Source organism: Streptomyces sp. NPDC103540, from assembly GCF_055584445.1.
In genome coordinates this window covers 38,573-64,652 of sequence record NZ_JBVJMA010000014.1, presented here as the reverse complement: position 1 = coordinate 64,652, position 26,080 = coordinate 38,573, and the positions used below count along the sequence as shown (strand labels likewise).

General features: G+C 75.8%; 25 protein-coding genes. 17 read left to right on the top strand and 8 right to left on the bottom strand.

Features of this window, described 5'->3' with window-relative positions:
• The first annotated feature begins 58 nt into the window (after positions 1–58).
• The 3 genes from ACZ6ZI_RS29755 (at position 59) to ACZ6ZI_RS29745 (ending at position 2,630) form a co-directional block, all read left to right on the top strand.
• A complete protein-coding gene (locus ACZ6ZI_RS29755) occupies positions 59–304 on the top strand; it encodes a DUF6158 family protein (protein ID WP_363060276.1) in 246 nt (81 codons plus the stop codon).
• 171 nt (positions 305–475) lie between these two features.
• On the top strand, positions 476–1,057 hold the full coding sequence (locus ACZ6ZI_RS29750) for a TetR/AcrR family transcriptional regulator (protein WP_469526154.1): 582 nt from the start codon (positions 476–478) through the stop codon (positions 1,055–1,057).
• A gap of 46 nt (positions 1,058–1,103) precedes the next feature.
• Positions 1,104–2,630 (top strand): MFS transporter, encoded by a 1,527-nt coding sequence (locus ACZ6ZI_RS29745; RefSeq protein ID WP_469525884.1) that lies wholly within the window; start codon positions 1,104–1,106, stop codon positions 2,628–2,630.
• Between the two features lie 57 nt (positions 2,631–2,687).
• Here the strand turns inward: ACZ6ZI_RS29745 and ACZ6ZI_RS29740 are convergent, their stop codons facing one another.
• Complete coding sequence (locus tag ACZ6ZI_RS29740; RefSeq protein WP_469525882.1) at positions 2,688–4,076, bottom strand: helix-turn-helix domain-containing protein; 1,389 nt, start codon at positions 4,074–4,076, stop codon at positions 2,688–2,690.
• A gap of 151 nt (positions 4,077–4,227) precedes the next feature.
• On the opposite strand from ACZ6ZI_RS29740, the gene ACZ6ZI_RS29735 reads away from it, so the two are divergent.
• Positions 4,228–5,598 carry a M64 family metallopeptidase gene (locus ACZ6ZI_RS29735; RefSeq protein ID WP_469525881.1) on the top strand — a complete coding sequence of 457 codons (1,371 nt, stop codon included), beginning with the start codon at positions 4,228–4,230 and terminating at the stop codon, positions 5,596–5,598.
• Between the two features lie 37 nt (positions 5,599–5,635).
• On the opposite strand, the gene ACZ6ZI_RS29730 is transcribed toward ACZ6ZI_RS29735, so the two are convergent.
• Positions 5,636–7,327 carry a carboxylesterase/lipase family protein gene (locus ACZ6ZI_RS29730; protein WP_469525880.1) on the bottom strand — a complete coding sequence of 564 codons (1,692 nt, stop codon included), beginning with the start codon at positions 7,325–7,327 and terminating at the stop codon, positions 5,636–5,638.
• A gap of 243 nt (positions 7,328–7,570) precedes the next feature.
• On the opposite strand from ACZ6ZI_RS29730, the gene ACZ6ZI_RS29725 reads away from it, so the two are divergent.
• Positions 7,571–9,046 carry a hypothetical protein gene (locus tag ACZ6ZI_RS29725; protein ID WP_469525878.1) on the top strand — a complete coding sequence of 492 codons (1,476 nt, stop codon included), beginning with the start codon at positions 7,571–7,573 and terminating at the stop codon, positions 9,044–9,046.
• Positions 9,047–9,127: 81 nt separating this feature from the next.
• On the opposite strand, the gene ACZ6ZI_RS29720 is transcribed toward ACZ6ZI_RS29725, so the two are convergent.
• From ACZ6ZI_RS29720 to ACZ6ZI_RS29710, 3 genes are read right to left on the bottom strand one after another with little or no spacing between them, the layout of a single operon-like run.
• Positions 9,128–10,159 carry an NAD(P)/FAD-dependent oxidoreductase gene (locus ACZ6ZI_RS29720; protein WP_469525876.1) on the bottom strand — a complete coding sequence of 344 codons (1,032 nt, stop codon included), beginning with the start codon at positions 10,157–10,159 and terminating at the stop codon, positions 9,128–9,130.
• Positions 10,156–10,707: an isoprenylcysteine carboxyl methyltransferase family protein gene (locus ACZ6ZI_RS29715; protein ID WP_469526151.1), complete on the bottom strand. Its 552-nt coding sequence runs from the start codon at positions 10,705–10,707 to the stop codon at positions 10,156–10,158. Before ACZ6ZI_RS29715 ends, ACZ6ZI_RS29720 begins: the two co-directional genes overlap by 4 nt.
• Before the next feature lie 56 nt (positions 10,708–10,763).
• On the bottom strand, positions 10,764–11,825 hold the full coding sequence (locus tag ACZ6ZI_RS29710; protein ID WP_469525874.1) for a type III polyketide synthase: 1,062 nt from the start codon (positions 11,823–11,825) through the stop codon (positions 10,764–10,766).
• 88 nt (positions 11,826–11,913) lie between these two features.
• Between ACZ6ZI_RS29710 and ACZ6ZI_RS29705 the strand changes: the two genes are divergently transcribed.
• A complete protein-coding gene (locus ACZ6ZI_RS29705) occupies positions 11,914–12,804 on the top strand; it encodes a UbiA family prenyltransferase (protein ID WP_469525871.1) in 891 nt (296 codons plus the stop codon).
• 53 nt (positions 12,805–12,857) lie between these two features.
• Here ACZ6ZI_RS29705 and ACZ6ZI_RS29700 read toward each other — a convergent pair whose 3' ends face one another.
• The 3 genes from ACZ6ZI_RS29700 to ACZ6ZI_RS29690 form a co-directional block, all read right to left on the bottom strand.
• Positions 12,858–13,901, bottom strand: a complete 1,044-nt coding sequence (locus ACZ6ZI_RS29700; RefSeq protein WP_469525868.1) for a PHP domain-containing protein — start codon at positions 13,899–13,901, stop codon at positions 12,858–12,860.
• Positions 13,902–13,970: 69 nt separating this feature from the next.
• Complete coding sequence (locus ACZ6ZI_RS29695; RefSeq protein WP_469526150.1) at positions 13,971–14,720, bottom strand: VOC family protein; 750 nt, start codon at positions 14,718–14,720, stop codon at positions 13,971–13,973.
• Between the two features lie 104 nt (positions 14,721–14,824).
• Positions 14,825–15,394, bottom strand: a complete 570-nt coding sequence (locus ACZ6ZI_RS29690) for an HPP family protein (protein WP_469525867.1) — start codon at positions 15,392–15,394, stop codon at positions 14,825–14,827.
• 276 nt (positions 15,395–15,670) lie between these two features.
• Between ACZ6ZI_RS29690 and ACZ6ZI_RS29685 the strand changes: the two genes are divergently transcribed.
• The 11 genes from ACZ6ZI_RS29685 (at position 15,671) to sigJ (ending at position 26,079) form a co-directional block, all read left to right on the top strand.
• On the top strand, positions 15,671–16,225 hold the full coding sequence (locus ACZ6ZI_RS29685; RefSeq protein WP_469525864.1) for a cupin domain-containing protein: 555 nt from the start codon (positions 15,671–15,673) through the stop codon (positions 16,223–16,225).
• A 287-nt stretch (positions 16,226–16,512) separates the two neighbouring features.
• On the top strand, positions 16,513–17,478 hold the full coding sequence (locus ACZ6ZI_RS29680; protein WP_469525861.1) for an isopenicillin N synthase family dioxygenase: 966 nt from the start codon (positions 16,513–16,515) through the stop codon (positions 17,476–17,478).
• Positions 17,479–17,559: 81 nt separating this feature from the next.
• Positions 17,560–18,093: a GNAT family N-acetyltransferase gene (locus ACZ6ZI_RS29675; protein WP_469525860.1), complete on the top strand. Its 534-nt coding sequence runs from the start codon at positions 17,560–17,562 to the stop codon at positions 18,091–18,093.
• A gap of 189 nt (positions 18,094–18,282) precedes the next feature.
• Positions 18,283–18,903: an ankyrin repeat domain-containing protein gene (locus ACZ6ZI_RS29670; RefSeq protein WP_469525856.1), complete on the top strand. Its 621-nt coding sequence runs from the start codon at positions 18,283–18,285 to the stop codon at positions 18,901–18,903.
• A complete protein-coding gene (locus ACZ6ZI_RS29665) occupies positions 18,900–20,033 on the top strand; it encodes a YncE family protein (protein WP_469525854.1) in 1,134 nt (377 codons plus the stop codon). Before ACZ6ZI_RS29670 ends, ACZ6ZI_RS29665 begins: the two co-directional genes overlap by 4 nt.
• A 139-nt stretch (positions 20,034–20,172) precedes the next feature.
• Positions 20,173–21,534: an FAD-dependent oxidoreductase gene (locus ACZ6ZI_RS29660; RefSeq protein ID WP_363060308.1), complete on the top strand. Its 1,362-nt coding sequence runs from the start codon at positions 20,173–20,175 to the stop codon at positions 21,532–21,534.
• A gap of 208 nt (positions 21,535–21,742) precedes the next feature.
• Positions 21,743–22,405, top strand: coding sequence for an NADPH-dependent F420 reductase (locus ACZ6ZI_RS29655; protein WP_469525851.1), 663 nt, complete (start codon positions 21,743–21,745; stop codon positions 22,403–22,405).
• A gap of 221 nt (positions 22,406–22,626) precedes the next feature.
• A complete protein-coding gene (locus ACZ6ZI_RS29650; protein ID WP_007268031.1) occupies positions 22,627–22,830 on the top strand; it encodes a cold-shock protein in 204 nt (67 codons plus the stop codon).
• A gap of 149 nt (positions 22,831–22,979) precedes the next feature.
• A complete protein-coding gene (locus tag ACZ6ZI_RS29645) occupies positions 22,980–24,428 on the top strand; it encodes a VWA domain-containing protein (protein WP_469525848.1) in 1,449 nt (482 codons plus the stop codon).
• 82 nt (positions 24,429–24,510) lie between these two features.
• A complete protein-coding gene (locus tag ACZ6ZI_RS29640; RefSeq protein WP_469525847.1) occupies positions 24,511–25,155 on the top strand; it encodes a HutD/Ves family protein in 645 nt (214 codons plus the stop codon).
• 123 nt (positions 25,156–25,278) lie between these two features.
• Complete coding sequence (gene sigJ / locus ACZ6ZI_RS29635; protein WP_469526148.1) at positions 25,279–26,079, top strand: RNA polymerase sigma factor SigJ; 801 nt, start codon at positions 25,279–25,281, stop codon at positions 26,077–26,079.
• The last annotated feature ends 1 nt before the right edge of the window (position 26,080 follow it).

Sequence of the window (26,080 nt, the reverse complement as noted above, 5' to 3'; positions counted from 1 at the left end):
CGGGGCCGCTTACCTTGGGATGGGGGCGAGAGGGTCCACGGACGCGGAGGTGGTGGCCATGGCGGAGCACACGCACGGACCGGCGGCGAACGACCTGGAGGACGGTCGACTGCTCAAGGAGCTGGAGACCATCCACCGCACCCGTCACGAGACCCTCCTGCACGGGTCCGACGAAGCCCTGGCCACGCACTCGCACCGGCTCAAGGAGCTGGAGGAGGAGTACGTGCGCCGCCACCCCGATCGGGCCCGCACCGCCGCCCGCACCCGCTCGGGCGCCCGCGCCCGCGCCGCCGGCGAGGACTGACGCCCGCGCGGACCGGGACCCCACCCCGGACCCGGCCGCACCGTGTCCACCGCCCCCCTGCCACCCCGGCGCGGGGGCCGCTCCTGTGCGCCCGACCATCCCCGCTTATGAGCCACCTTTGCGTCGAGTGAGACAAAAATGTATCGTTCGAGGCGAAGGAGGCTCACCGTGATGCGTGAAGAAGAACTGCTCGACGCCGCCGCGCGTGTCCTCGCCGGCGACCACAGCGCCTCGATGGTGCAGATCGCGGCGGGCATCGGCACCAGTCGGGCCACCCTGAGCCGTCGCTACGCCACCCGCGAGGCCCTGCTCAAGGCGGTCGCCGTGCGCGCCATCCACGTGGTCGACGGCTGCCTGGCCCCCGTGGACCTCGACGCGGCCGGCGCCGACGGCGCCGCCTTCGACGCCGCGCTGGAGGAGCTGGTCGTCGCCCTGCTGCCCGCGGCCCACCTGTACGGGTTCACCACGCGCGACGCCACCGTCCTCGCGGACCCCGCGTTCCGCGCCGGCGTGGAACGCCAGGACCGGCGGGCCCTCGCCTTCCTCGCCCTCGGCCAGAGCCTGGGGCGGGTCCGCGCCGACCTGCCGCCCTACTGGATCTGGTACTCCCTGTGGGGCCTGCTCGACGCCGCCGCCGAGGGCGTCCGCGACGGCCACCTGGCCCCCCGCGACATCGGCCGGCTCGTCCTCACCTCCTTCCTCGGCGGCGCGCGGCCCCCCTGGCCGCCCCCGGCCCCCGCCCCCACCGCCTGAACCGCCGCCCCGAGCGGCACCCGTGCACGACACCGAACGGAATCCCATGCACACCCCCACGCCGGACCCGCGTCGCTGGACCGTCCTGGCGATCCTCTCCGGCAGCCTCCTGCTCATCTCGATGGACACCACGATCCTCAACGTGGCCTTCCCCTCGCTCGTCGCCGACCTCCAGCCCGGCGCCGTGCAGCAGCTGTGGATCATCGACGTCTACGCCCTCGCCCTGTCCGGGCTCCTCGTCACCGCGGGCGCCCTCGGCGACCGCTGGGGCCGCAAGCGCCTGCTCATGGCCGGCTTCGGCATCTTCTCCGCCGCCTCCCTGCTCGCCGTCTTCGCCACCGAGCCCTGGCAGCTGATCGCCGCCCGTGCCCTGCTCGGCATCGGCGGCGCGGCCATCATGCCGTCCACCCTGTCGATCCTGCGCGGCGTCTTCACCGACGCCAAGGAGCGGGCCTTCGCCCTCGCCGTCTGGGCCGCCGTCTTCGGCGGCGGCATGGCCTTCGGCCCCGTCGTCGGCGGGCTCCTCGTCCAGGACCACGGCTGGCACTCCGCGTTCCTCCTCAACCTGCCCGTGGCCGCCCTCATCGTCGCCGCCGGCCTGCGCTACCTGCCCGAATCGCGCAACCCGGCAGCGCGGAAGGGCCGCTGGGACTGGTGGGGCGTCGCCCAGTCGATCGTCGGCATGCTCGCCCTCGCCGGCGGCATCAAGCAGCTCGGCAAGAGCGGCGTCGGCTCCCCGCTGCCCTGGGCGCTGCTCCTCCTCGCCGCCGTCGCGCTCACCGTGTTCGTCCGACGTCAGCTGCGCGTGGAGCACCCGCTGCTCCAGGTCCGGCTGTTCGCCAAGCCCGCCTTCAGCGTGGCCGCGACCGCGATCTTCCTCCCGATGGTGGGCATGGGGGCGATCCTGTTCCTCGTCACCCAGTGGTTCCAGTACGGCCAGGGCTACACCCCGCTGGAGGCGGGACTGCGCCTGCTGCCCGCGCCGCTCGCGCTGATCTGCGCCTCGATCGTGGCGCCCGCCCTGATGCACCGCTTCCCGATCCGGCACGTGCTCGGCGCCGGACTGGTCGTCCTCGCCGTCGGCATGGCCCTGCCCTGGACCCTCCAGCAGTACACCGACCTCGGCTACCCGGCCTTCGCCGCCGCCCTCACCGTCATGGGGCTCGGCGCGGGCGTGGCGACCACCGTCGCGTCCGTGACCCTGGTCTCGACCGCCCCCGCCGCCGAGGTCTCCAGCGCCGCCGCCATCGAGGAGACCTGCTACGAACTGGGCTCCGCCATGGGCGTGGCCATCCTCGGCAGCACCGCCGCCGCCCTCTACCGCGGCAACCTGCCCGTCCTCGACCTCGACGGACCGGCCGCGCGGTCCGTACGGGACTCCGTCGGCGAGGCGGCGCACGTCGCCGACCGCATCGGCGGCACGGTCGGACAGGCCCTCCTGGACACGGCCTCGCACGCCTACACCCTGGCGATCACCCCGGCCTTCCTGATGGCCGGAGCCCTGGCGGTCGCCGCGGCGGCCACCACCTGGGCGCTGATCCCGCGCGACCTCCAGCCCACCGAGAACCACTGACCCGTCCGGCCCGCGCCACCCCCGGCCGGGCCCTCGACCCCGCTCCCGGACCCGCCCTCAGCGCGGTGCCGGGAGCGGCGTCGTGTACGCGCTCACCGCGGGCCCGAACGGCGGGGCCGCCGGAGCGGGCCCCAGGGTGGTCGTACCCGGCGCGGCCGCCCGGTGGCCCAGCCCCGTACGGTAGGCGTCCAGCGCGGCCTCCACCCGGCCCTCCCGGCGCAGCAGATCGCCCAGCAGCCGGCACACGTCCGCCAGGTCGCCCCCCGCGCCGCTGCGCTCCAGCAGCGCCAGCGCCCGTACGTAGTGCTCCTCGGCCGCCTCGACGTCCCCGCGCTCCTGCGCGATCAGCCCCAGCAACCGGTGCGCGCCGCCCGCGTGCACGGCCCCCGGAGCGGTCGCGCCCGCGCCCGACTCCAGCAGGTCGGTGACCAGCGCGGCGGCCTCCGCGGGCCGGCCCAGGCGCCGCAGCACGTCCGCGAGCTCCACCTCCACCTGCGCCGTGAAGAGCACGGCCCGCCGGGCCCGCAGCATCTCCCGGGCGATCCGCAACTCCCGCTCGGCCGCGTCGAGCTCGCCGTGCTGCGCCTGGACGTACCCGCGCATCCAGTGGCAGTGCGCCAGGTCCGTCCCCCACCGCAACCGCCGGTAGGCCTCCTGCGCCTTCGCCAACGAGGCGTCGGCGTCCGCGATCCGCCCCTGCGCCAGGAACGTCCGCGCCACCTGCCGGTGCATCCCCGCCACCAGCGCCGGATCCCCGACCTCGGGGGCCAGGGCCAGGGCCGACTCCGCCGCGTGGGCCGCGCGGGCGTGCGCGCCCATGTCGATGTACGGCCCGATCACCGCCGCGTACAGCAGCACCAGCGCCTCCGGATCGCCCAGACCGCCCGCGTTGAGGGCGTCGATCGTCGACTCCAGCAGGTAGCAGGCGTAGCGCAGTTCCCCGGCGAGCAGATGGGCGACGGCCCGACCCCGGATCGCGCGGACCCGGCGCGGCAGCGGTTCGGCCGCCCACAAGGACTCCGCCGCCTCGAAGCGGTCGGCGGCCTCGGCCAGCTCCCCGCTCTCCAGGGCGCAGTCACCCAGCCCGAGCAGCGCCTCGACCCGCTCGTTGACCAATTCCAGCCGCTCCGCCTCGGCGAGCAGCTCCCGGTAGCGCGGCGCCGCCTCGTCCGCCGACCCGGTGGCGAGGGCGCGCTGGGCGTCCGTCAGGGCCAGCCTCAGTTCGGTCGCCAGGCGCGGCGGCCGGCCGGTGGCCAGCTCCTCGTACGAGACGTCGAGCCGCTCGGCGAGGAAGCGCAGGGCGTTCTCGGACGGGCGGACCTTGCCCGACTCCAGGGTCGACACGTAGGCCGGGGTGTAGGAGGGCTCGGCCAACTGCCGCTGTGTGAGACCGCGTTCGCCGCGCAGACGCTGCACCCTGCGGCCGATCTCGACCGGTTCGTCCATCAAATCCCCCCGTGGCGGACCCTGTTGTCGCGACTCCCCAGTATTCAGCGGGAACCGGCCATTGCGCACGCCCTGGCCGGCACCTAGTTTAAGCAGCCGGTTCACTCTGCTTAACCACTTGATTAACTCCCCTTTTCCCATGGAGGACTTGATGGGACACGCCGTCCGACCGGGCCCGCGACGAGGCCCGCGAACCGGCCCGCGGGCGGTGCTCGCGGCCCTCTGCGCGGGTGCCGCGCTGCTCGCCGCCACCACCCCCGCCGCCGTGGCCGAACCGCACCGGCGCGCCGGTGTCGAGGTGGAGATACCCGGACCGGAGCACGGACCGGAGGCCGGCTCCGGCCACGTCGAGGTCCCGGCGGCCGGTCGGGCGAAGACCGCCTCGCCACCGTCCGCCGCCGCCCGCGCCGCAGACGGCGCCGTCACCGCCCTGGTCGAGACCGGCCCCAGTGCCGACCGTCTGGACGTCGTGGTGGTCGGCGACGGCTACACCGCCGAGGAACTGGGCAAGTTCCACGCCGACGCCCGCGCCAAGTGGGCCGAGGTCACCGCCGTGGAGCCGTACACCACCTACCGCGAGTTCTTCAACGTCTGGACCGTCGACGCCGTCTCCGCCCAGTCCGGGGTCTCCGGCGACCCCGGCCCCGACACGGTCCGCGACACCGCCCTCGGCACGTACTTCTGGTGCGAGCGGATCGAACGGCTGCTGTGCGTCGACCAGGACAAGGTGGACGCGTACGTCGCCCGGGCCCCCGAGGCCGACCTCGTCCTCGTCCTCGCCAACAGCGCCAAGTACGGCGGAGCCGGCTACAACGAGCCCAGCGCGACCCTCGGCTACGAGGGCATCTCCACCGCTTCCGCCGGACACCCCAAGTCCGGCCAGGTCGCCATCCACGAGACCGGACACTCCCTCGGCAAGCTCGCCGACGAGTACGACTACCCCGGCGTCCCCGACTACGAGCGCTACACCGGCCCCGAGCCCGCCGACACCAACATCACCACCCTGGACGCCGCCGCCCTGGCCGACCGCCGGGTCAAGTGGCACCGCTGGCTGGGCGAAACCTCCCCCGACGGCGGCACCGTCGGCGCGTACGAGGGCGGCGGCTACTACGTCACCGGGCTGCGCCGACCCACCGGCGAATCGCTGATGAGGATCCTCGGCAAACCCTTCAACCTGCCCGGCGTCGAGGCGATGATCGCGGGCTTCCACCGGCACGCGAACCCGGCCACCGCGCTCACCCCGACGGACCGGACGCTGCGCTCGCGCCACACCGCGAAGATCGCCGTACCGCGCCTGGCCGGCCCGGCCGGCAGCGCGCAGCCCGTCGTCCGCTGGTACCTCGACGGGCGCGAACTGCGGCGCTTCGCGGGGCGCGAGCAGGTGCGCGTGGCGGAGCTGTGGCTCTTCGACCTGCGTTCCCACCGCCTGTCGGTGACCGTCGAGGACCGGACGCCGGCCGTCCGCGACCCCGAGATCGCCCGCACCCTCACCTCCACCCTCACCTGGAACGTCCGGCTGTGACCCGGTCCGGGGCCCTTCCCGGGCCCCGGCCGCGCCGTCATCGCGCCGGTGGGGGCAGGGCGTCCCACAGGGCGCAGTGGTGCGCGGGCGCCGGGTCGACCGCCCGGATCGCGCCGGCCCGCGGGGCCAGGTTCAGCACCGAGGCGGGGGAGGAGGCGAACCGGGGCCAGACGGGGTCGCCCGGCGCGTTCGGCGAGCCGGTGCGCGCGAAGCGCGTCCAGTAGTCCCTCATCCGCTCCGACAGGGCGCGCTGGCGGTCCGTCAGCGCACCGGCGGTGAACAGGGAGGGCAGCTCGGAGCCGTGCGAAGCCCCCAACGGGAAGCCCGCGACCTTCGGGACCCCCGCGAAGTTCGGCGCGTCGCCGTCGCTGAAGAGGTAGCCGTACGTGGGGACGTGGCGCGCCAGGGCCCTGCTGTCGCGCAGCGTCGGGCAGACGAAGGAGACGTCGGACAACACGGCGGCCCAGGCGAGCGCGGGCGTCGGGTACGCGGTGCGCGGATAGGCCGCCTCCACGGCCGGGGCGGCGGCGCCGAAGGAGGCCCGCAGCCGTTCGCGGTAGGCCCGCGCGTCCTTCACGGGACGGGCGCCCAGGGTCAGGGCGACGAACACCCGCATCTCGTCCGTCGTGGAGCCCTGCATCACCGGAACCCGGTGGAAGCGTCCCTCGGCGAGCGCCCGGACCGGCTCGACGGGCAGCACGGAACCGCCGTACGCCAGTGCGGAGAAGCGTTCCATCAGCGCGGGCGTCACCAGCCGGTCCGTGCCCAGGGCGCGCAGGCAGTCGAGGACGGCCCCGGCCGGTCGGTCGCCGCAGCCCAGCTCGTCGGCCGCCGCCACCCCTTCGGCGACCGTACGGGCCGCCGGCACGAACGGCCGGTAGCTCCCGCCCGTCGCCGGCAGCGCGTAGGGGGGCATCGTGGTGGAGCAGGAGCCGCTCTGGACGATCGCCCGGGCGAACAGGCCGGCCGAGCCCGGTGCGGCCAGGTGGGCGCAGACGCTCAGTCCGCCCGCCGACTCCCCGAACACCGTGACCCGCCCCGGATCGCCGCCGAAGCGGGACGCGTTGGCCCGCACCCAGCGCAGGGCGGCCTGCTGGTCGGCGAGGCCGAAGTCGGGCGCGCCGCCGAGCTCGGGGTGGCCGAAGAACCCGAGGATCCCGAGCCGGTAGTTGACGGTGACGACCACCGCGTCACCGCGCAGGCTCAGCGGCTCCGGCCGGTAGAGGTCCCCCGCGCCCAGCCGGAAGCCGCCCCCGTGGAACCACACCATGACCGGGCGGCCCCCGCCCGCCCCCGCCGGGGCGGTGACGTTGAGGAACAGGCAGTCCTCCGACCCGCTCGGCCCGCCCGGCCCCAGGGCCGGCAGCTGCGGGCAGTGCGCGCGCGGGGTTCCGGCGTCGAGGACGCCCGTACGGCGCGGTGCGGGCCGGGGCGGCCGCCAGCGCAGCGCGCCGGTGGGCGGGGCCGCGTAGGGGATCCCGTCGAAGGTGTCGTGGCCGCCGTGCGCGCGACCCCGTACGGGCCCCTCGGAGGTCATCACCAGGGGGCGGGCCGAGGCGCCGCCGCCGGACACGGTCGAGGGCGGGCCGGAGCCGGCCGCGCAGAGCAGGAACAGCGCGGGCGCCAGGACCGCCGACAGTCCGCGCCCGAGCCGTCGGCGGCGGCCGGGAGGAAGGGGTCCGGGGCGGAGGCCGACGGTACCGGGGCGGGGCGGACGGGGGTCCGGCACGGGGCGACTCCCCTGATCGGCGGGTGGATCCCGCCACTGTGCCGCGCGGGTCCGACCCCGACCCCCGTTGATCGCGGCGTGTCCGCGCCGGCCGCCCGTACGACCGGGGAGACCCCCGTTTGCCCGCCCCGAATGGCGCAGTGCCGACATATGCCGCTGAATGTAACAGAGCGTGCGATTCCCATGACGCACGATGACCGGCGCGCGATGTGTAGACCCGCGCGTCGGCGAACGGAGCTTTCCATGAACGACCCCAGCACCCTCGCGGCGACGCAACACGACGACCGTGAAGGACCTTCCATCACTCCGGACCCGACCGTCGGTCACCTCCCCGACCCGCCGGCCGTCCCCCATCACCCGATCGTCGCCGGCCACGTCGCCGGCCACGTCGCGGTCCCCGATCACCCCGTCGCCCAGGGCCTTCCGGGCCTTCCGGCCGCACCCGACCTCCTTCCCGTCCCCGACGCCCCCGCCATCCCCGGCATCCCCGACCTCCCCGCCGCCCACGGCCTCCCGGCCGCCGCACCCACCGTCCCCCACACCCCCACCGTCCCCACCGCACCCGTGGTGCCGGCCGTCCCGGACGTGTCCGCGCCGACGACGCCGACGGCTCCGGCGCCCGTCGCCCCGGCCCCCGTGACCCCCGCGGGCCCGACCGCGCGCCGGCCCGAGCCCGAGCCCGAGCCGGCGGCCGAGCCGGTCTCGCGGGCCGAGCCCTGGCCCGCACCCGTCCCGGCGCCGGAGCCGGCCCTGCCGCCCGTCCCCGACACCGACCAGTCCACCGCGCCCATACGGACGTTGCTGGAGACGGCGGCCACCTGCCGGCCCGTCGAGGAGGTCACGGCGCTCGTCGGCCTCCTCAAGCAGAGCGGCCAACACCCCGACCCGGGCCACGACGCGCTCCGCGCCGCCGCCGTCTCCCGGCCCGTCCACGAGGTCCGGCACATGGTGTCGCTGCTGGGCGCGGCGCCGCACGAGGAGGTCGAGGCCGACGTGACCCTGCGCGCGGCCGCCGTCGGACGGCCCATCGAGGACGTGGCCCTGCTCGCCGGCATCCTCGCCGCCGAGGCCGAGGCCGCCCCCGAGGCCGCCCCCGCGCCCACGGCCGTCCGCGCCCCCGCGCCCGGCGCCGCCCGGGCGAGCGACGGCCGGGCGAGCGACCGCCGGGCCGCAGGACCGCCGCCCGCAGTGCGCCACCGCCCCGCCCCGGACCGCCCCGCACCGCGGCCGGCGGCGCGCGGCCGGACCGGATCCCCGCCCGCGGCCCCGGCCGGCGTCCCCCCGTCGAACCCGGAACGCCCCCCGACGCCCGTCGGCCTCCAGGCCGCGTCGCGCCACCTCCTGCGCTGGCCGACGGCCGCCGCGCTGCTGCTCTGCGGGGTGCTCCACCTCCCCGGGAACCTGGCCGAGGCCCCGGCACCCGTCCCCGCCGACCTGCTGCCCCTGGCCGCGTCGCTGCTGTGCCTCGCCCTCGGGGCCCTGCTGGCGGTACGGGACACCCCGCTCGTGTGGCGGGCCGCGGCGGTGACCGCCCTCGCGGTCGTCACCCTGCACGTCGTCGGCGGCATCGTGTTCTTCGACCCCCTCGACGGCTCGCTCGGCGGCCCCCACGGATGGGCCGGCGTCACCGTCGTCCTCGGCGCGGGGACCGCGGCCGTCCTCGCCGGCGTGGCCCTCATGTACCGGGCGCCCCGCGCCCGCAGGGGCGGCGAGGCCTGACCCACCCGCAGGACCGGACCCCGGCCGCGCGCCCCGCGGCCGGGGTCCCCCCGTACCACCGCCCCGCGCCCGCGCGCGGCCTCACCGCGCCAGCAGGTCCACGGCCCCGGCGAACACCCGGGGCAACCGCACCGCCAGCGGGACGACGCGCCGCGCCAGCGCGGGCCGGCGACGGGCCCACAACAGCGAGGACGTCAGGGCCCGGTACCCCCGCGACACCTCCCGCCAGGCCCGCTCGTACTCCTGCGGCCGGCCCGCCCGCACGCACCGTACGAGCTCCCCGGCCGCCGAGAGCGCCAGCGTCAGCCCCTCCCCGGTCAGCGCGTCCACGTACCCCGCCGCGTCCCCCACGAACAGCACCCGCCCCGCCACCCGCGTCCGCGCCCGCTGGAGCAGCGGCCCGGCGCCGCGCACCGCCGCGTCCGGCCCGGGCGCCGGCAGCCGGTCGGCCAGCAGCGGGAACCGGGCCAACTGCGCGTCGAACGGCGCCTGCCGCGAGGTGAGCACGGCCACGCCGATCCGGTCCGGGCCGATCGGCGTCACGTAGGCCTCGGACCCCGGCGACCAGTGGACCTCCACCAGGTCGCTCCACGGCGCGACCGCGTAGTGCCGGCGCAACCCGTACCGGGCGGGTCGCCCCGGGACGGCCGGCAGGCCCACCCCGAGGGAGCGGCGCAGGGGCGAGTGGAGGCCGTCCGCCGCCACCAGGTAGCGGGCCGTCAACCCGGCCGCCACCACCCGCCGTTCGTCCTGGACGACCTCCCCGACCCGTCCCCGTACGACCCGCACCCCGAGCTCCGCCGCCCGTCCGGCCAGCGCCGCCTGGAGGTCCGTACGCCGCGTGCCGCGCCCGGGGCCGGAGCGGAACAGCGCCTCCGCGCGCAGACCCGTCGCCCCGTCCACGTAGCCGATCCCGCGCAGCGGACGGCCCGTCACCGACACGCCCAGCCCGGCCAGACGGCGTACCGCCCCCGGCATCAGCCCCTCGCCGCAGGCCTTGTCGATCGGGGTCGGCCGCGGCTCGACCACCACCACCTCCAGCCCGGCGAGGGCGCCGTGGATCGCGGTGGCCAGACCGGCCGGACCGCCGCCCGCCACGACCAGGTCGATCACGGGGCGACCCCCGCCGGCACCGACGGCCGCGGCCCCGACAGCGAATCCAGCGCCGCGTCCTCACACCGGATCCGCACCCGCAGCAGCCAGGCGTTGGCCGCCGTGAAGACCAGGGCCGTCACCCACGCCGAGTGCACCAGGGGCAGCGCCACCCCCTCCACCACCACCGCCACGTAGTTGGGGTGCCGCAACCACCGGTACGGACCCGCCACCACCAGCGGCAGATCCGGCACGACGATCACCCGCGTGTTCCACCGCGGCCCCAACGACACGACGCACCACCACCGCAGCCCCTGCGCCGCGAGCACCAGGGCCAGCGCCGTCCAGCCCGGCGCCGGCAGGAACGGCCGGTACGCAGCCTCCACCGCGCAGCCCACCAACAGCGCCGTGTGCAGGGCCACCATGGTCGGGTAGTGGCCCCGACCGTACTCGCGGCCACCCCGCGCGAGGCTCCAGGCGGCGTGCCGGCGGGCGGTCACGAGCTCGGCCAGCCGCTCGACGGCCACCAGCGCGAGCAACAACAGGTACCAGGCGGTGGACGGGGCCACGGCGTTCACCTCGGGGAACGACGGCGGGGCGGCGGCGAGCGTCGTCGACACCGCGCTCACCACCGCAGCAGGACGAGTTCGGAGGCGAAGCCCGGTCCGAAGGCCACCATCAGCCCGACCGCACCCGGCGCCGGCGGCCCCGCCGCCCGGACGGAGCCCAGGATGTGCAGCACGGACGCCGAGGACAGGTTGCCGACCTCGGCCAGCGAGCGACGGCTCGCCGCGAAGGCCTCCCCGGACAGCCCCAACCCCCCGGCCAGCACGTCAAGGATCCTCGGACCGCCCGGATGGCACACCCAGACGTCGACGTCGGCCGGCTTGAGGTCATGGCCGGCGAGGAAGGACTCGACCTCCTCCACGACGTGCAACCGCACCAGCTCGGGCAGTTCACGGCCCAGCACCATGCGGAAGCCCCAGTGGCCGATGTCCCAGCCCAACAGGTGCCCCGTACCCGGATACAGCCGGCTGCGCGCGTCCACCACGAACGGCCCGGCGCCGGCCTCGTGCAGCGGGTGCCGCGCCCCCACCGCGACCAGCGCTCCCGCGCCGTCCCCGAAGAGGGCTCCGGCGACCAGACCGGCCATGGAGGCGTCCGACGGCTGGAGCGTGAGCGAACACAACTCCGTGGACAGCAGCAGGGCCGCGTCCGCCGGACGGCCCTCCAACAGGTCGTGCACCCGGGCGAGCCCCGCCGCCCCCGCCGCGCAGCCCAGACCGAACAGCGGCAGCCGCCGCACGTCGGGACGCAGCCCGCACCGCTCGGCGAGGCGGGCCTCCAGGGACGGGGTGGCGAGCCCGGTCACCGTCGTGGACACCACCGTGTCCACCGCGCCGGGCTCCAGGCCCGCGTCGGCGAGGGCCGCCCCCACGGCGGCGGCCCCGAGGTCCGAGGCCACCTCGACGAACCGGGCGTTGGTCGTGCCGAAGTCCTCGCCCGGTCCGTACTCCTCCAACGGGCGGGCCAGGTGCCGGGCCTCGACCCCGGCCGCCGCGTGCACCCGGTCCAACAGCGCCGGGTCGGCCCGCGGGGGCAGACACCCGGCGAGCGCCCGCGTGATCAGCGCCTGCGGATAGCGGTGGGGAGGGAACACGCTGCTCACTGCCAGGACACGTGTCATCGGGCCAACATAGGGAAGAAGCGCCGCCGCGCCGCGAAGGACGCGAGGGGTCCGCGAAGGACGTGCCGACACGGCGTAGCGTGACGGCGTGCCCGCCGCGACCCACCCCGCCCCGCACGCCGGACGCCGGCCGCCGCCCCCCACCCCACCGACCCGCCGCTCGCCCCTCGCCCGGGCGGGCGGCCTGCTGCGCGCCTGCCATCCGGCGCCCGCGGCGGCCGTGACCCTGTGCTCCGCCGTCCTGGCCGCGGCCGTCGGTCGAGGGGTCGCGGGCACCGCCGTCACGGCCGGCGCGGTCGCGGCGGGCCAGCTCTCGGTCGGCTGGTGCAACGACCGGGTCGACCTGAGCCGCGACCGGGCCGCCGGCCGCCGGGACAAACCCCTGGTGACGGGCGCGGTCCGGCCCGCCGACGTGACCGCCGCCGCGCTGACGGCGCTGCTGCTGTGCGTGCCGCTGTCGCTCGCCTGCGGGACGGCGGCCGGCCTCGCGCACCTGGTCGGGGTGGCGGCTGCCTGGGCGTACGACCTGTGGCTCAAGAAGACGCCCGGCTCCTGGATCCCGTACGCCCTCGCCTTCGGGCTGCTCCCGGCCTTCGTCACGCTCGGCCTGCCCGGCGCGCCGTGGCCGCCCCCCTGGCTGACCGGTGCCGCCGCCCTGCTCGGCGTGGGCGCGCACCTCGCGAACGTCCTGCCCGACATCGACGACGACCTCGCCGCCGGGGTACGCGGCCTGCCGCAGCGGCTGGGCGCCCGCCGGGCGGCCCCCCTCGCCGGGGTGCTGGTGTTCGCCTCGGCGGTGGCCCTGGTCGCCGGGCCACCGGGGCCGGCCTCCCCGTACGGCCTGTCCCTGCTCGCGCTGACCTTCGCCCTGCTCCTCGCGACGGCCCGCGCACCCGGCCGGATCCCGTTCCTGGCGGTCCTCGGCGTCGCGCTCGCCGACGTGGCCCTCCTGCTGCTGCGGGGAGCGGGGGTCGGCTAGGGCCCGTCCTCGGGGCCAGGGCCTGTCCTCGGGGCCAGGGCCTGTCCTCGGGGTCAGGGAGCGGGTGCGCGGCGGGTACGGGTCCAGGCGCGGAGGTCCCGTGCCGACCAGGTGTTGACCACCCGTTCCCGGGGCACCCCGCACTCCACCGCCCGCTCGCAGCCCACGATCTGCCAGTCCAGCTGGCCCGGGGCGTGGGCGTCGGTGTCGACGGCGAAGAACACCCCGGCCGCCGCGGCCGTGCGCAGCAGCCGGCGGGGCGGGTCCAGCCGCTCGGGCCGACTGTTGATCTCCACCGCGGTGCCGGACTCGGCGCAGGCCGCGAAGACGGCCTCCGCGTCGAAGGTGGATTCCGGGCGCGTCCGGCCCGTCACCAACCGCCCCGTGCAGTGCCCGAGGACGTCCATCAGCGGATTCGCCACCGCCTTCAGCAGCCGCCGCGTCATCGCCGGGGACTCCATCCGCAGCTTCGAGTGCACCGACCCCACGACCAGGTCCAGTCCGTCCAACAGCTCCGGCTCCTGGTCGAGGGAACCGTCCGGCAGGATGTCGCACTCGATCCCGGTGAGCAGCCGGAAGGGTGCCCAGCCCGCGTTCAGCTCCGCCACCGCGGCCAGCTGTTCGCGCAGCCGCTCCGGCGACAGCCCCCGCGCCACCCGCAGGCTCGGCGAATGGTCCGTGAGCACCGCCCATTCGTGCCCCAGCGCGGCGGCGGCCCGCCCCATGGCCTCGATCGGGCTGCCCCCGTCCGACCAGTCCGAGTGCACGTGACAGTCCCCGCGCAGGGCCGCGCGCAGGGCGAGGGCGGCGGGCGGCGACGCGGGCCGGTCGGCCGGCAGGGCCGCCGCCTCGTCCTCCAGGGCCAGCAGGTACGCGGGGATCGCCCCGCCCAACGCCTCCCGCACCACCTGCGCCGTCTTGGGCCCGATGCCCCTGACCGCCTCCAGGGATCCGGACAGGGCCCGCCGCGCGGCGTCCTCGGGGCCCAGCGCCTCCAGCGCGGCGGACGCCGTACGGAAGGCCCGTACCCGGTACGTGGGGGCCTGCGCGCGCTCCAGCAGGAAGGCGATCCGGTCCAGTGCGGCCACCGGGTCCATGGCCCACCTCCTCCCGACCCAGTGTCCCCACGGCCGCGCCGGCGTGCGACCGCGCCGGCCCGCCCCGCCTCAGTCGGCCGCGGCCTTCGGGATCCGCATGGTCAGGGTGAACAGGGCGCCGTCGGGGTCGCGCAGCGCCACCGACCGTTCGGAGCCGTCCTCGGTCACCACCGAGACGACGCGGCCGCCGAGGTCGAGCGCCGCCTCGATCGCGGGCTCCAGATCGGCGACGCGGAAGTGCACGTGCCAGCGGGGGCGGGTGTGCGGGGTGTACGCGCCCGGCTCGACCGGGCCGCTGTCGACGCGGGCCACCGGCTCGCCGCCCTGCCGCAGCACGACCCGCTCCTGTTCGTAGGAGACCTCGCAGCAGCCGGCGCGGCCCGTGGCCCACTCCAGGACCTCCCCGTAGAAGAGCGCCGCGTCGAAGGCGTTGCGGGTCCGCAGTTCCAGCCAGGCCGGGGCGGGGCCCAGCCCGACCCGCCAGCCGGAGGAGACGGGGCCGTCCCAGACCCCGAAGACCGCGCCGTCCAGATCGGCGACGAGCGCCGCCCGACCGCCCGAGGGGAAGGAGACCGGGCCCACCGCCACGGTTCCGCTGCGCTCGCGGATCCGGCTCGCCGCCACGTCGACGTCGTCCACCGCGAAGTACGGGGTCCAGGCCACCGCGATGGCCAGGTCCGTGGCGAGCGCCCCGATGCCCGCCACCGGCACCCCGTCCATCACCGCGATCGAGAACGCGTCCCCGAGCGGCGCCGGACGGAAGCTCCACCCCACCACGGCGCCGTAGAAACGCTGCGACGCCTCCAGGTCGCGGGCCATCAGACTCACCCAGCACGGCGCCCCGAAGACGTCCTTCGTAGAAATTGCCACGGCACAAGACTTACGCCCCGGCGCCCCCCGCCGCACGGCAGGCTCGCCGCAGGTCACCACCAGTAGGCGGGGTACCTCGGCGCTCCGCGACGGATCCGCGAGCCCGCGTAGCCGGTCAGCACCAGCAGCACGGTGGCCCCGAACAGCAGGGGGACGAAGCGGGCCGGATCCGGGCCCTGGAGCACGATCACGACGGAGGTGGCCACCGCCGGCGAGTGCGGGGTACGGGTGAGCGTCAACAGGAGCAGGGTCACACCGGCCCCCACGGCGGCGGCCCAGGCGCTGCCGCCCGCGGCGGCCAGCACCCCGAAGCCGACCGCGGCCCCCATCAGGTGACCGAGGATCACCCCGCGGGGTTGGGCCAGCGGCAGCGTCGGCGCGCTGTGCACCAGGGCTGCGCTCGCGGCCAGGGGCGGGATCAGCACCGGCTCGTGGAGCGCCGCGCCGATCGCCACGAGGCCCAGCAGGACGGTGGTCGCGGCGCTGACGCTGTGGAAGGCGGCGACGGCGCTCGGCCGGGCCGGGGCGCCGCGCCGACCGGGCGCGGGGGCCGGCACGGCGGACGCGGGCGGGGTGGCGCGGTCGGGGGAGGCGGGGGCGGACGTGGGGGCGGCGCTGTTCATGCGGGCAGGGGTTTCGGTGCGGGTGGCGGGCGGGACCGCGCGGGGCAGGGCAGGGGGGGGTGGCCGCGCCGTGACGGTGATCGACCCCCGGGCGGCCCGCGCGTCGGCGGCAGGGGTGGGCCGACGCGATCCGGCCACGAGCCTATCGGTCACGCGTACGAGGCCCATGATGGGGGTGGGACGGAAAGACCACGCGATGACCGGATCGCCCCCGAAGGACCCCCGGTGATCGTGTATGACTGCCAGGGCACGCGCTGAAGGCAGGGAAGGACCAGCATGACGACGCACCCGCACCTCGCCGGGTTCCCCACGGACCTCGACGCGGTGATCGCCGACGCCCCCGCCGAGGCGAGCGGCGCGCTGTGGCGGCTGACGGGGACCGGCCGCGGCCTGGACTCCAACCTCGTCAGGCTGCGCCCCGGCGCGGTCATCGCCGAACACGCGGAGCCCGTCCTCGACGTGCTCCTCGTCGTCATGGAGGGCGACGGGCGGATCGACACCGAGGACGGCCCGCACCGGCTGCGCCGGCACTCCGCGTTCTGGCTGGCCCGGGGGGCCCGCCGGTCGCTGACCGCCGGCCCGGACGGCATGACGTACCTCACCGTCCACACCCGGCGCCCGGGCCTGGGCATCGGCGGCGTCCGGACGGGCGAACAGGCCGGTCCCGGGAGCGGGGCCGGGGCCGTAGGGGGACGACCGGTCGACCCGGCGCCCGCCGAGGGCGGAGAGCCGGCCTGCCTGCTCCATCGGGTCTGCGCCGACTGCGGTCGCCCCGCCGCCGAGGCGGACGCCCGCTACTGCGCGCGCTGCGGCACGGCGCTGCCCGACTGAGTCCCGGGCCGCCCGGTCGCGGGCCCGCCCGCCTCCCGGTCGACCGCCGCCGCCGCGGTCCGCCCGCCGGCTCCCGCCCGCGCCTGCCGGCCGCCGCCCGGCCGGCCCGTCACCGCGGCCCGGCCGGAAAGCGTCCGCCGTCCGCCGTCCGCCGTCCGCCGTCCGCCGTCCGCCGTCCGCCGCGCCGCCCGTCCGGGCCGCGTCCCGCCGTGTACCGGGCCGGGGCGCCGCCGAACCCCTACGCTCGTACCGGACCTCCCGCCCCACCCCGGAAGGCAGGCACCGGCATGGTCAGTTCGCAGGTCCCCGTGATCGACCTCGGGCCGTGGCGCTCGGGTGGGCCCGCCGCGCGCGCCCGGATCGCCACCCGGGTCGACGAGGCCCTCCAGAGCGCGGGCTTCCTCCTCGTCACCGGCCACGGAGTGGACCCGGCGCTCGCCTCACGGATCCGGGAGGCCGCCCGCACCTTCTTCCGGCTGCCGCCCGCGCACAAACTGCCCTACGCGGTCGACGTCGGCGGACGCGGCTGGTTGGGCCCCGGCGCGGAGGCCAACAGCTACGCGGAGGGCCGCCCCTCCCCGCCCGACCTGAAGGAGTCGTGGTCCTGGGCCGCCCAGGACCCGACGGGCGTCCCCGAGGTCGACGCGCAGTGGTTCCGCCCCAACACCTGGCCCGCCGAGGTCCCCGAACTGCGGCCACCGGTCGAGGCGTACCTCGCCGCCATGCGCGCCCTGTCCGACGAACTGCTGGAGCTGCTCGCGGCGGCCCTGACCCTGCCCGACGACCACTTCACCCGCCACACCGGCCACCCCACCTGGGGGTTCAACGTCAACTGGTACCCGGGAACCGAGACCGTCGGCGCACCCCTGCCCGGACAGTTCCGCATCGGCGCGCACACCGACTTCGGGACCGTCACCGTCCTCGACCGCGAACCGGGCGCCGGCGGCCTCCAGATCCACACCGACGCCGAGGGCTGGCAGGACGCCCCCTGGGACCCGGGCGCCCTCACCGTCAACATCGGCGACCTCCTGGCCCGCTGGACCGGGGACCGCTGGCGGGCCGGCCGCCACCGCGTGCTGCCGCCGCCCGCCGACGCGCCGGCCGAGGAACTCCTCTCCCTCGTCTACTTCTACGAGTGCGACCCGCACACCCGAGTCGAGTCCCTGCCCGCCCCCCTCGGCCGCGTGGTCCACGAGCCCGTCGACTCGCACGCCTACCTGCGCGGGAAGCTGGACGCGATCACCGTCCGCTGATCCCGCGAGCGACGAGGGGCCCGCGGAGCCCGCCCCGGGACCCGATTACCCCTGGTCGGCCGCGTTCGGCAGGATGGGGGCATGACCGAGATCCGCACCCCCCGCCTCCTCCTGCGCCGCTGGAGCGACGACGACCTCGTCCCCCTCTCCGAGATCAACGCCGACCCGGAGGTGATGCACTGGATCGGCGACGGCTCCGTCCTCGACCTGGACGGGACCGCCGGGGCGATCGAGCGCTGGGAGGAGGAGTGGGACGACGAGGGCTTCGGAATCTTCGCCGTCGAACTCCTCGCCTCCGGCGAACTCATCGGGGCCGTGGGCCTGTCCGCCCCCGAGGGCCCGACCGAGCTGGAACACCAGGTCGGCATCAGCTGGCGCCTCGGGCGCCCCTTCTGGGGCCAGGGCTACGCCTCCGAAGCCGCCCAGGCCACCTTGGAGTTCGCCCTCCAGGACCGGGGCCTGGACCGGGTCGTGTGCGCCAACCGCGCCGGCCACGAGGCGTCCGCGAACGTGATCCGCAAGCTGGGCATGACCGAGGACGCCACCGTCCCCGACCCGGTGTCCGGCGGGCTCCTGACCCTCCACAGCATCGACCTCACCGAGTACGAGGGCTGACGCCCCGCGGACCCGCCGGGGCGCATCGACCGATCGGATGACCCCCGCGTCCACCGGAACGCCCCCGAGGCCTGGCCGCGGAGCGGACCGGTCGCCGCGGCGGGTGCGGCCACCATGGGGGAGGGGCGCGGGCCACCGGGGGCACGGGCCACCGGGCGCACCGCCCGCCCCGGAACCGGGAGGCACCGCATGAACCCGCACGACCGAGCGCTGTCGCAGGCCGCGGCCCGCGGCGACGAGTCCGCCGTGAGCGCGGCGCTCGCCGCCGGGGCACGGGTCGACGCGCGGGACGAGGACCTGCGCACCCCGCTCCTGCGGGCCGCCCTCGCCGACCACGTCGGCGTGGCCCGGCTGCTCCTCGCGGCGGGCGCCGACCCGAACGCCCCCGACGCCCGCGCCGACAGTCCCTGGCTGGTCACCGGTGTCACCGGCGGCGTCCGCATGATGCGGACGCTGGTTGCCGCGGGCGCCGACCTGACGCAACCGAACCGCTTCGGCGGCACCGCCCTCGTCCCCGCCGCCGAACGGGGCCACACCGCCTACGTCCGGGCCCTGCTCGCGGAGAGCGACATCGACGTGGACCACGTCAACCGGCTCGGCTGGACCGCCCTGCTGGAGGCGGTCATCCTCGGCGACGGCGGGCCGCGCCACGAGGAGGTCGTCCGGCTGCTCCTCGCCGCCGGCGCCGATCCCGAGCGGGGCGACCACGACGGCGTCACCCCCCACGCGCACGCCGTCCGGCGCGGTTTCACCGGCATCGCCCGCCTGCTGAGTCCCGAGGTCCGCGTCGCCGCCGGGAGGGCCTCGTGAACCGGGCGCGCCGCCTTCCCCGTACGGCGCTCACCGCGCTCGCCGCCGCCCTGCTGCTCGGGGCCTGCGCCGCCCCCGGACCCGGATCCCGGGCCGACGCGGACCGTCCCCGCCCGGCCGCGCCGCCCGCCGCGCCGCTGCCGAGCGCGAGCGCCACCCCGGCCGGCACGCTCCTCGTCGCCGACTTCGGCTCCGACACGGTCACCTTCGTCGACCCCGTGCGCGGCTCCCTGGCGGCCGTCCGCGTCGGCAGGGCCCCGTACGGCCTGGCCGTCGGCGCGGACGGGCGGGCCTGGGTGGCCACGGCCGAGGGCGTGGCGGTGGTCGACACGCGCACCCGGACCCGGTCGGCGCTCGTGCCGTACCGTACGGCGACCGGCCCGGTCACCGGCGGGGAGTACCGGGGCGGCGGCATGGGCATCGCCCTGTCGCCGGACGGCGCGCGGGCCTGGGTCGGGGTCAACGTCCCCGGCGGGAACGGCGTCCTGGAGGTGATCGACACGGCGACGAACCGGGTCACCGCCACCGTCCCGGTGGGCCGGCGGCCCTTCGACGTCGACGTGGCCGCGGACGGGTCCGAGGTGTACGTCACGGGCCACGACTCCTTCGACGTCACCGTCGTCTCCGCGCGCGATCTGACGCCGCGCCGGATCGAGGTCGCGCCGTACGGGACCGAGGGCGGCCTCGGCTCCTGGCTCAAACCGCACTACGCGGCGGTCCGGCCCGCCGACGGCCGGCTGCTGCTGCCCTTCGAGGGGGAGCGGCTCGCGGTCGTCGACCCGAGGACGGGTCGTGTCTCGGTCGAGGCGCTGACCGCCGACACCCACCAGCACGGGGCCGCGCTCGCCCCGGACGGGCGGCTGCTGGTCGTGGGCACGGGCGCCGTGGACCCCTCCGACGGCAAGGGGCCCTCGCTCACGGTCCGGGCCCCCGACGGCGGTGAGCGGGTGTACCCGCTGGAGGGTCCGCACGAGGACGTCACCGTCTCCCGTGACGGGGCCACGGCCTATGTGACCGGCGGATTCACCCGGGACGGCGGCTGGGACGGGATCACGGTCGTCGACCTCGCCTCCGGCGCCACCCGCCGGCTCGCGGCCGGCAGCCTGCCGCTGGGCGTCGCCGTCCTGTGAAGCCGGCCCCCAAGCGAAGCTTTGGAAAGCCATAAGATCGGGTTATGGGGTCATAACCGGGGGGCGGGTGCCGGGTTAGGGTGACCTTAGTTTAGGGTTGCCGTGATCAGTCAGATTGTCGGTCGAAGGGAACCCTGTCATGCCTCGCCCTCTGCGGGTAGCAATCGTCGGCGCCGGCCCCGCCGGTATCTACGCGGCCGACGCGCTGCTGAAGTCCGAGGCTGCCACCACCCCCGGCGTCTCCATCGACATCTTCGAGCGGATGCCCGCGCCCTTCGGCCTGATCCGCTACGGCGTCGCGCCCGACCACCCCCGCATCAAGGGCATCATCACCGCCCTGCACCAGGTGCTCGACAAGCCGCAGGTCCGCCTGTTCGGCAACGTCGACTACCCGAACGACATCTCGCTCGACGAGCTGCGCTCCTTCTACGACGCGGTGGTCTTCTCCACCGGCGCCACCGCCGACCGCGCCCTGAGCATCCCGGGCGTGGAGCTCGACGGCTCCTACGGCGCGGCCGACTTCGTCTCCTGGTACGACGGCCACCCGGACGTCCCCCGCACCTGGCCCCTCGACGCCGAGAAGGTCGCCGTCCTCGGCGTCGGCAACGTCGCCCTCGACGTGGCCCGCATCCTCGCGAAGACGGCCGACGAGCTGCTGCCCACCGAGATCCCGGCCAACGTGTACGACGGCCTGGCGGCCAACAAGGCCGTGGAGGTCCACGTCTTCGGTCGCCGCGGCCCGGCGCAGGCCAAGTTCAGCCCGATGGAGCTGCGCGAGCTCGACCACTCGCCCAACATCGAGGTCATCGTCAACCCCGAGGACATCGACTACGACGAGGGCTCGATCGCCACCCGCCGCTCCAACAAGCAGGCGGACATGGTCGCCAAGACCCTGGAGAACTGGGCGATCCGCGACATCGGCGAGCGCCCGCACAAGCTGTTCCTGCACTTCTTCGAGTCCCCGGCGGAGATCGTCGGCGAGGACGGCAAGGTCGTCGGGCTGCGCACCGAGCGCACCGAACTGGACGGCACGGGCAACGTCAAGGGCACCGGCGAGTTCACCACCTGGGACGTCCAGTCCGTCTACCGGGCCGTCGGCTACCTCTCCGACGAACTGCCCAAGCTGCCCTGGGACGTCGAGTCCGGCACCGTGCCCGACGAGGGCGGCCGGGTCATCGAGAACGGCGCGCACCTCGCGTCGACGTACGTGACCGGCTGGATCCGCCGCGGCCCGATCGGTCTGATCGGCCACACCAAGGGCGACGCGAACGAGACCGTCGCCAACCTGCTCGCCGACCACGCCGAGGGGCGGCTCCTCACCCCGGCCACCCCGGAGCCGGAGGCCGTCGAGACCTTCCTCGCGGACCGTCAGGTCCGGTACACGACGTGGGAGGGCTGGTACCGGCTGGACGCCGCCGAGAAGGCGCTGGGCGAGCCGCAGGGCCGCGAGCGCGTGAAGCTCGTGGAGCGCGAGGAGATGCTCGACGCCAGCGGCGCGTGACGCGCGGCCGGTGACGGAGCGATCAGCGTGGAGGGGCCCGCCGACGGCGGGCCCCTCCGGCTTTCGGCCGCGCCCCTCGGCCGGAATTCGCCCGTGCGCAAGCGCCGCGCGAATGCGGTGACGGAAAGGTCACGGAAACCGGAATGCGTCGGGCCCGCCTGTGGTTCGGAAAGACGCGATATCCGATTCCGTACGCACTGGAGAGCTCATGAAGATCGGCATCATCGGCGCCGGCAACATCGGCGGCAACCTCACCCGCCGGCTCACCGCCCTCGGACACCAGGTCTCCGTCGCCAACTCCCGCGGCCCCGAGACCCTGGCCGCCCTCGTCGCCGAGACGGGCGCCACCGCGGTCCCCGTCGCGGAGGCCGCCCGCGGAGCCGAGATCGTCGTCGTCACCATCCCGTTCAAGAACGTGCCGGACCTGCCCGAGGGGATCTTCGACGGGGCGGCCGAGGGCTTCGCCGTCATCGACACCGGCAACTACTACCCGCGGGTGCGCGACGGCCGCATCGCCGCCATCGAGGACGAGGGACTGACGGAGAGCCGGTGGACCGAGCGACAGATCGGCCACCCCGTGATCAAGGCCTTCAACGGGACCTACGCCGCCGACATCGTCGACCGGCCCCTTCCCGCGGGCGACCCGGACCGCATCGCCATCCCCGTCGCCGGTGACGACGAGAGCGCCAAGAAGACCGTCCGCGCCCTCATCGAGGAGATCGGCTTCGACACCGTGGACGCCGGCGGCATTGACGAGTCCTGGCGCCAGCAGCCCGCCACGCCGGTCTACGGCCTGCGCGCCGGCGTCGACGCGGTGACCGCCGCCCTCGCCGAGGCCTCCGCGGAGCGCACGGAGGAATTCCGGGGCTGAGACCCGCCGACGACTGCCGTGACGCTCCGCGTCCGGATCGTTTCTCTGTGCTACGGTGGCATCCAGTTGCGGGTGTGGTTCCCAAATATTTCAGGTGCGCCCACCGGATTCACCCGGCGGGCGCACTTTGTATTTCCGGATGATTTTCGGACGGGTCGAACATCACGGCGACGCCGGCGTCGCACGGTGCGGCACCGGGTACTGACCCCAAGGAGAATCCCATGGCTTCCGGCACCGTGAAGTGGTTCAACGCGGAAAAGGGCTTCGGTTTCATCGAGCAGGACGGCGGCGGCGCCGACGTCTTCGCGCACTACTCCAACATCGCCACCCAGGGCTACCGCGAGCTCCAGGAGGGGCAGAAGGTCAACTTCGACGTGACGCAGGGCCAGAAGGGCCCGCAGGCCGAGAACATCGTGCCCGCCTGAGCCCTCCGCCGAGGCGCCCACCGACCGGGGCCCGCACCGCGACGCGGTGCGGGCCCCGGCCTTGCCCCCGCCTCCCGCCCCGCGCGGGGCCCGCCCGATCGACCGGGAACCGCTACCCCACCGGTCACCCGCTTGGCAGACTGTCCCGCGTGACGACACTGAGCAAAGGCGCCAACCTGCCCGTGGTGGCAACCTCCGTCAGAGCGGTGCTCGGCTGGTCGGCCGGGCCCGGCGTACCGGACGTGGACGCCTCCGCGCTCCTGCTCGCCGCCGGCGGACGGGTGCGCTCCGACGACGACTTCGTCTTCTACAACCAGCCCCGGCACCCCTCCGGCACCGTCCGCCACCTCGGCAAGCGGCCCGGAGCCGACTCCCTCGACGTGGACCTCGCCGCGCTGGAACCGGCCGTGGAACGCGTCATCCTCTGCGCCTCCGCCGACGGGGGCACCTTCGGACAGGTCCCCGGGCTGCACGTGCGGCTGCTCGACGCGGCCTCCGGGGCGGAGCTGGCCCGCTTCGACATGGAGGCCGGGCCCGAACGGGCCTTCGTGAGCGGCGAGCTGTACCGGCGCGCCGGGGCCTGGAAGTTCCGTGCCGTCGGGCAGGGCTACGCGAGCGGGCTGGCCGGACTCGCCACGGACTACGGCATCACCGTGGACGACGCCCCGCCCGCCGCCGCACCCGCCGCCGCGGCCCCGCCCGTCCGGCCCGCCGCCCCCGTACGCCCGCTCCCGCCCGTCACCGTGCCCGCGCCGACGCCCACCCCGCCCCCCGTCTGGCCGACCCCGGCACAGCCCGCGCCCGTCGCGCCGGCGCCCGAACCCGCCGTACGCCTGGTCAAGGGGGAGGCGGACCTCCCCATGGACATGCGCATCCGGCTCTCCCTGCGCAAGCAACAGGTGGCGGTCAGCCTCGCCAAGAAGGGTGCGGGAGACGTCACCGCCCGGGTGATCCTCGTCCTCGACGCCTCGGGATCCATGAGCACCCTCTACGCGCGCGGCACGGTCGCCGGCGTCGTGGAGCGGATGGCCGCCGTCGCCGCCCAACTCGACGACGACGGCGAGATGCAGGCGTGGACCTTCGCCACCAACCCGGCCCGACTGCCCGACCTCACCATCGGCGACCTCCCGGAGTGGCTGCGCCTGCACGTGCGGGTCGGCCAGATGAGCGTGTTCGGACGCAAGAAGCCGCCGAGGGGCCTGGTACCCGGCCAGGTCGACATGCGGGCGGTCGGCTTCCAGAACGAGGAACAGAAGGTCATCGCCGAGGTCCGGGACTACGTCCGGTCCCACCCCGTCCCCGCCCCCACCCTGGTCCTGTTCTTCTCCGACGGCGGCGTCTACCGCAACGACGAGATCGAACGGGAACTGCGGGCGGCCGTCGAGGAACCGGTGTTCTGGCAGTTCGTCGGCCTCGGCCGGGCTGGATTCGGGGTCCTGGAACGCTTCGACACCATGCCGGGGCGGCGCGTGGACAACGTCGGCTTCTTCGCCGTCGACGACATCGACCGGGTCTCGGACCCCGAACTGTACGACCGCCTGCTGTCGGAGTTCCCCTCCTGGATCCGCGCCGCCCGCCAGGCGGGCATCCTGCGCTGACCCGGGAGATCGCCCCCGCGCGGCGGGGCGGGAGGGGGCGGGGATAGGGTCACGGACGTACGGACCCGAGGGAAGGACCCCCATGACCAGCGGCCCCGCCCACGTCCGGATCCTGCGCGCCGCCGAGCGCGCGGCCACGCCCTGGAAGAACGGCGGCGGAGTCACCCGTGAGATCGCCGGGTACCCCGAGGGCGCGGGAACCGCCGATTTCGCCTGGCGGGTCAGCCTCGCCGAGGTCGCGGCCGACGGCCCCTTCTCGGAGTTCCCCGGCGTCGACCGCACCCTCACCCTCGCCGAGGGCGCCGGCATGGACCTGACCATCGCGGGGGAGCGGCGGCTCCTCGACGAGCGGTACGCGCCCCGCGACCTCCCCGGCGACGTCCCCACCGCGTGCCGGCTGCTGGACGGTCCCGTCGTCAACTTCAACGTCATGTACCGGCGCGGCGAGGCGAGGGCGCGCACCGCCGTCGTCCGGGGCGAGTCCACCTTCGCCGCGGCGCCGGACGAGACCCTGCTCCTCGTGGCCCTGGACGGCCCGGCCGTCGTGTCCCCCCACGGGGTGTCCCCCCACGGGGTGTTCTCCGGCGGGGTGTCTTCCCGTCGGGCGGGCGTGGACGGAGCTTTCGCACTCGGCCCGTACGACGCGGCCCTGTTCGTCGGCCCCGCCGGCGGGACGGTCCGCACCGACGGCCCCGTCGCCGTCGTCGCCCTCACCCGGCGGGGGTGACGCGTGCGGCTCCCGCTTGCCGGTGTCCCCGGCCCTGGGCACAATCAGCCGGTGATCGCGACCGAAACCCAGACGGACCCCTTCGACGAGCACCGCGGGCTCCTGTTCTCCACCGCCTACCGGATGATGGGCACGGTCACGGACGCCGAGGACATCGTCCAGGACGCGTGGCTCGCCTGGCACAAGGCCGACCGTTCCGGGGTGCGCCACCCCAAGGCGTACCTCGTGCGGACCGTCACGAACCTCTCGTTGAACCGGCTCACCTCGGCCCGGGCCACCCGCGAGGAGTACGTCGGCCCCTGGCTGCCCGAACCGCTGCTCACCGAACCCGACGCGGGCCGGCGCGGGGAGGTGGCCGAGAGCGTCTCGACGGCGCTGCTCGTGGTCCTGGAGACCCTCACCCCCGTCGAACGGGCCGTCTTCGTGCTGCGCGAGGCCTTCGGCTACTCGCACGCCGAGATCGCCGACGTCCTGGACCGCCCGGAGCCGACGGTCCGACAGATCGCCCACCGCGCCCGCAAACACGTCCAGGCCCGCCGCCCCCGCTGCGACAGCGACGCCGCGCAGCGGGAGCGGGTCACCGCCCGCTTCATGAGCGCCTGCGCGGGCGGCGACCTGAACGCCGTGATGGAGCTGCTCGCCCCGGACGTGACCGCCTGGTCCGACGGGGGCGGCAAGGTGTCCGCCGCCCGCCGTCCGCTGCACGGCGTCGACCATGTCGCCCGCTTCCTGCTGGGCGTCCTGGCGAAGCCGGCGATGGCCGGGGTCACCATCGAAGAGGCCGTCATCAACGGCGAGTCGGGCATCCTCGCCCGGATCGACGGCGCGCCGCTCGGCGCGCTCACCTACGACCTGGAAGGCGGCCTGATGCGCACCCTCCGCTTCCAGGTCAACCCGGACAAGCTGGCGGGGCTGCGCACCTGAG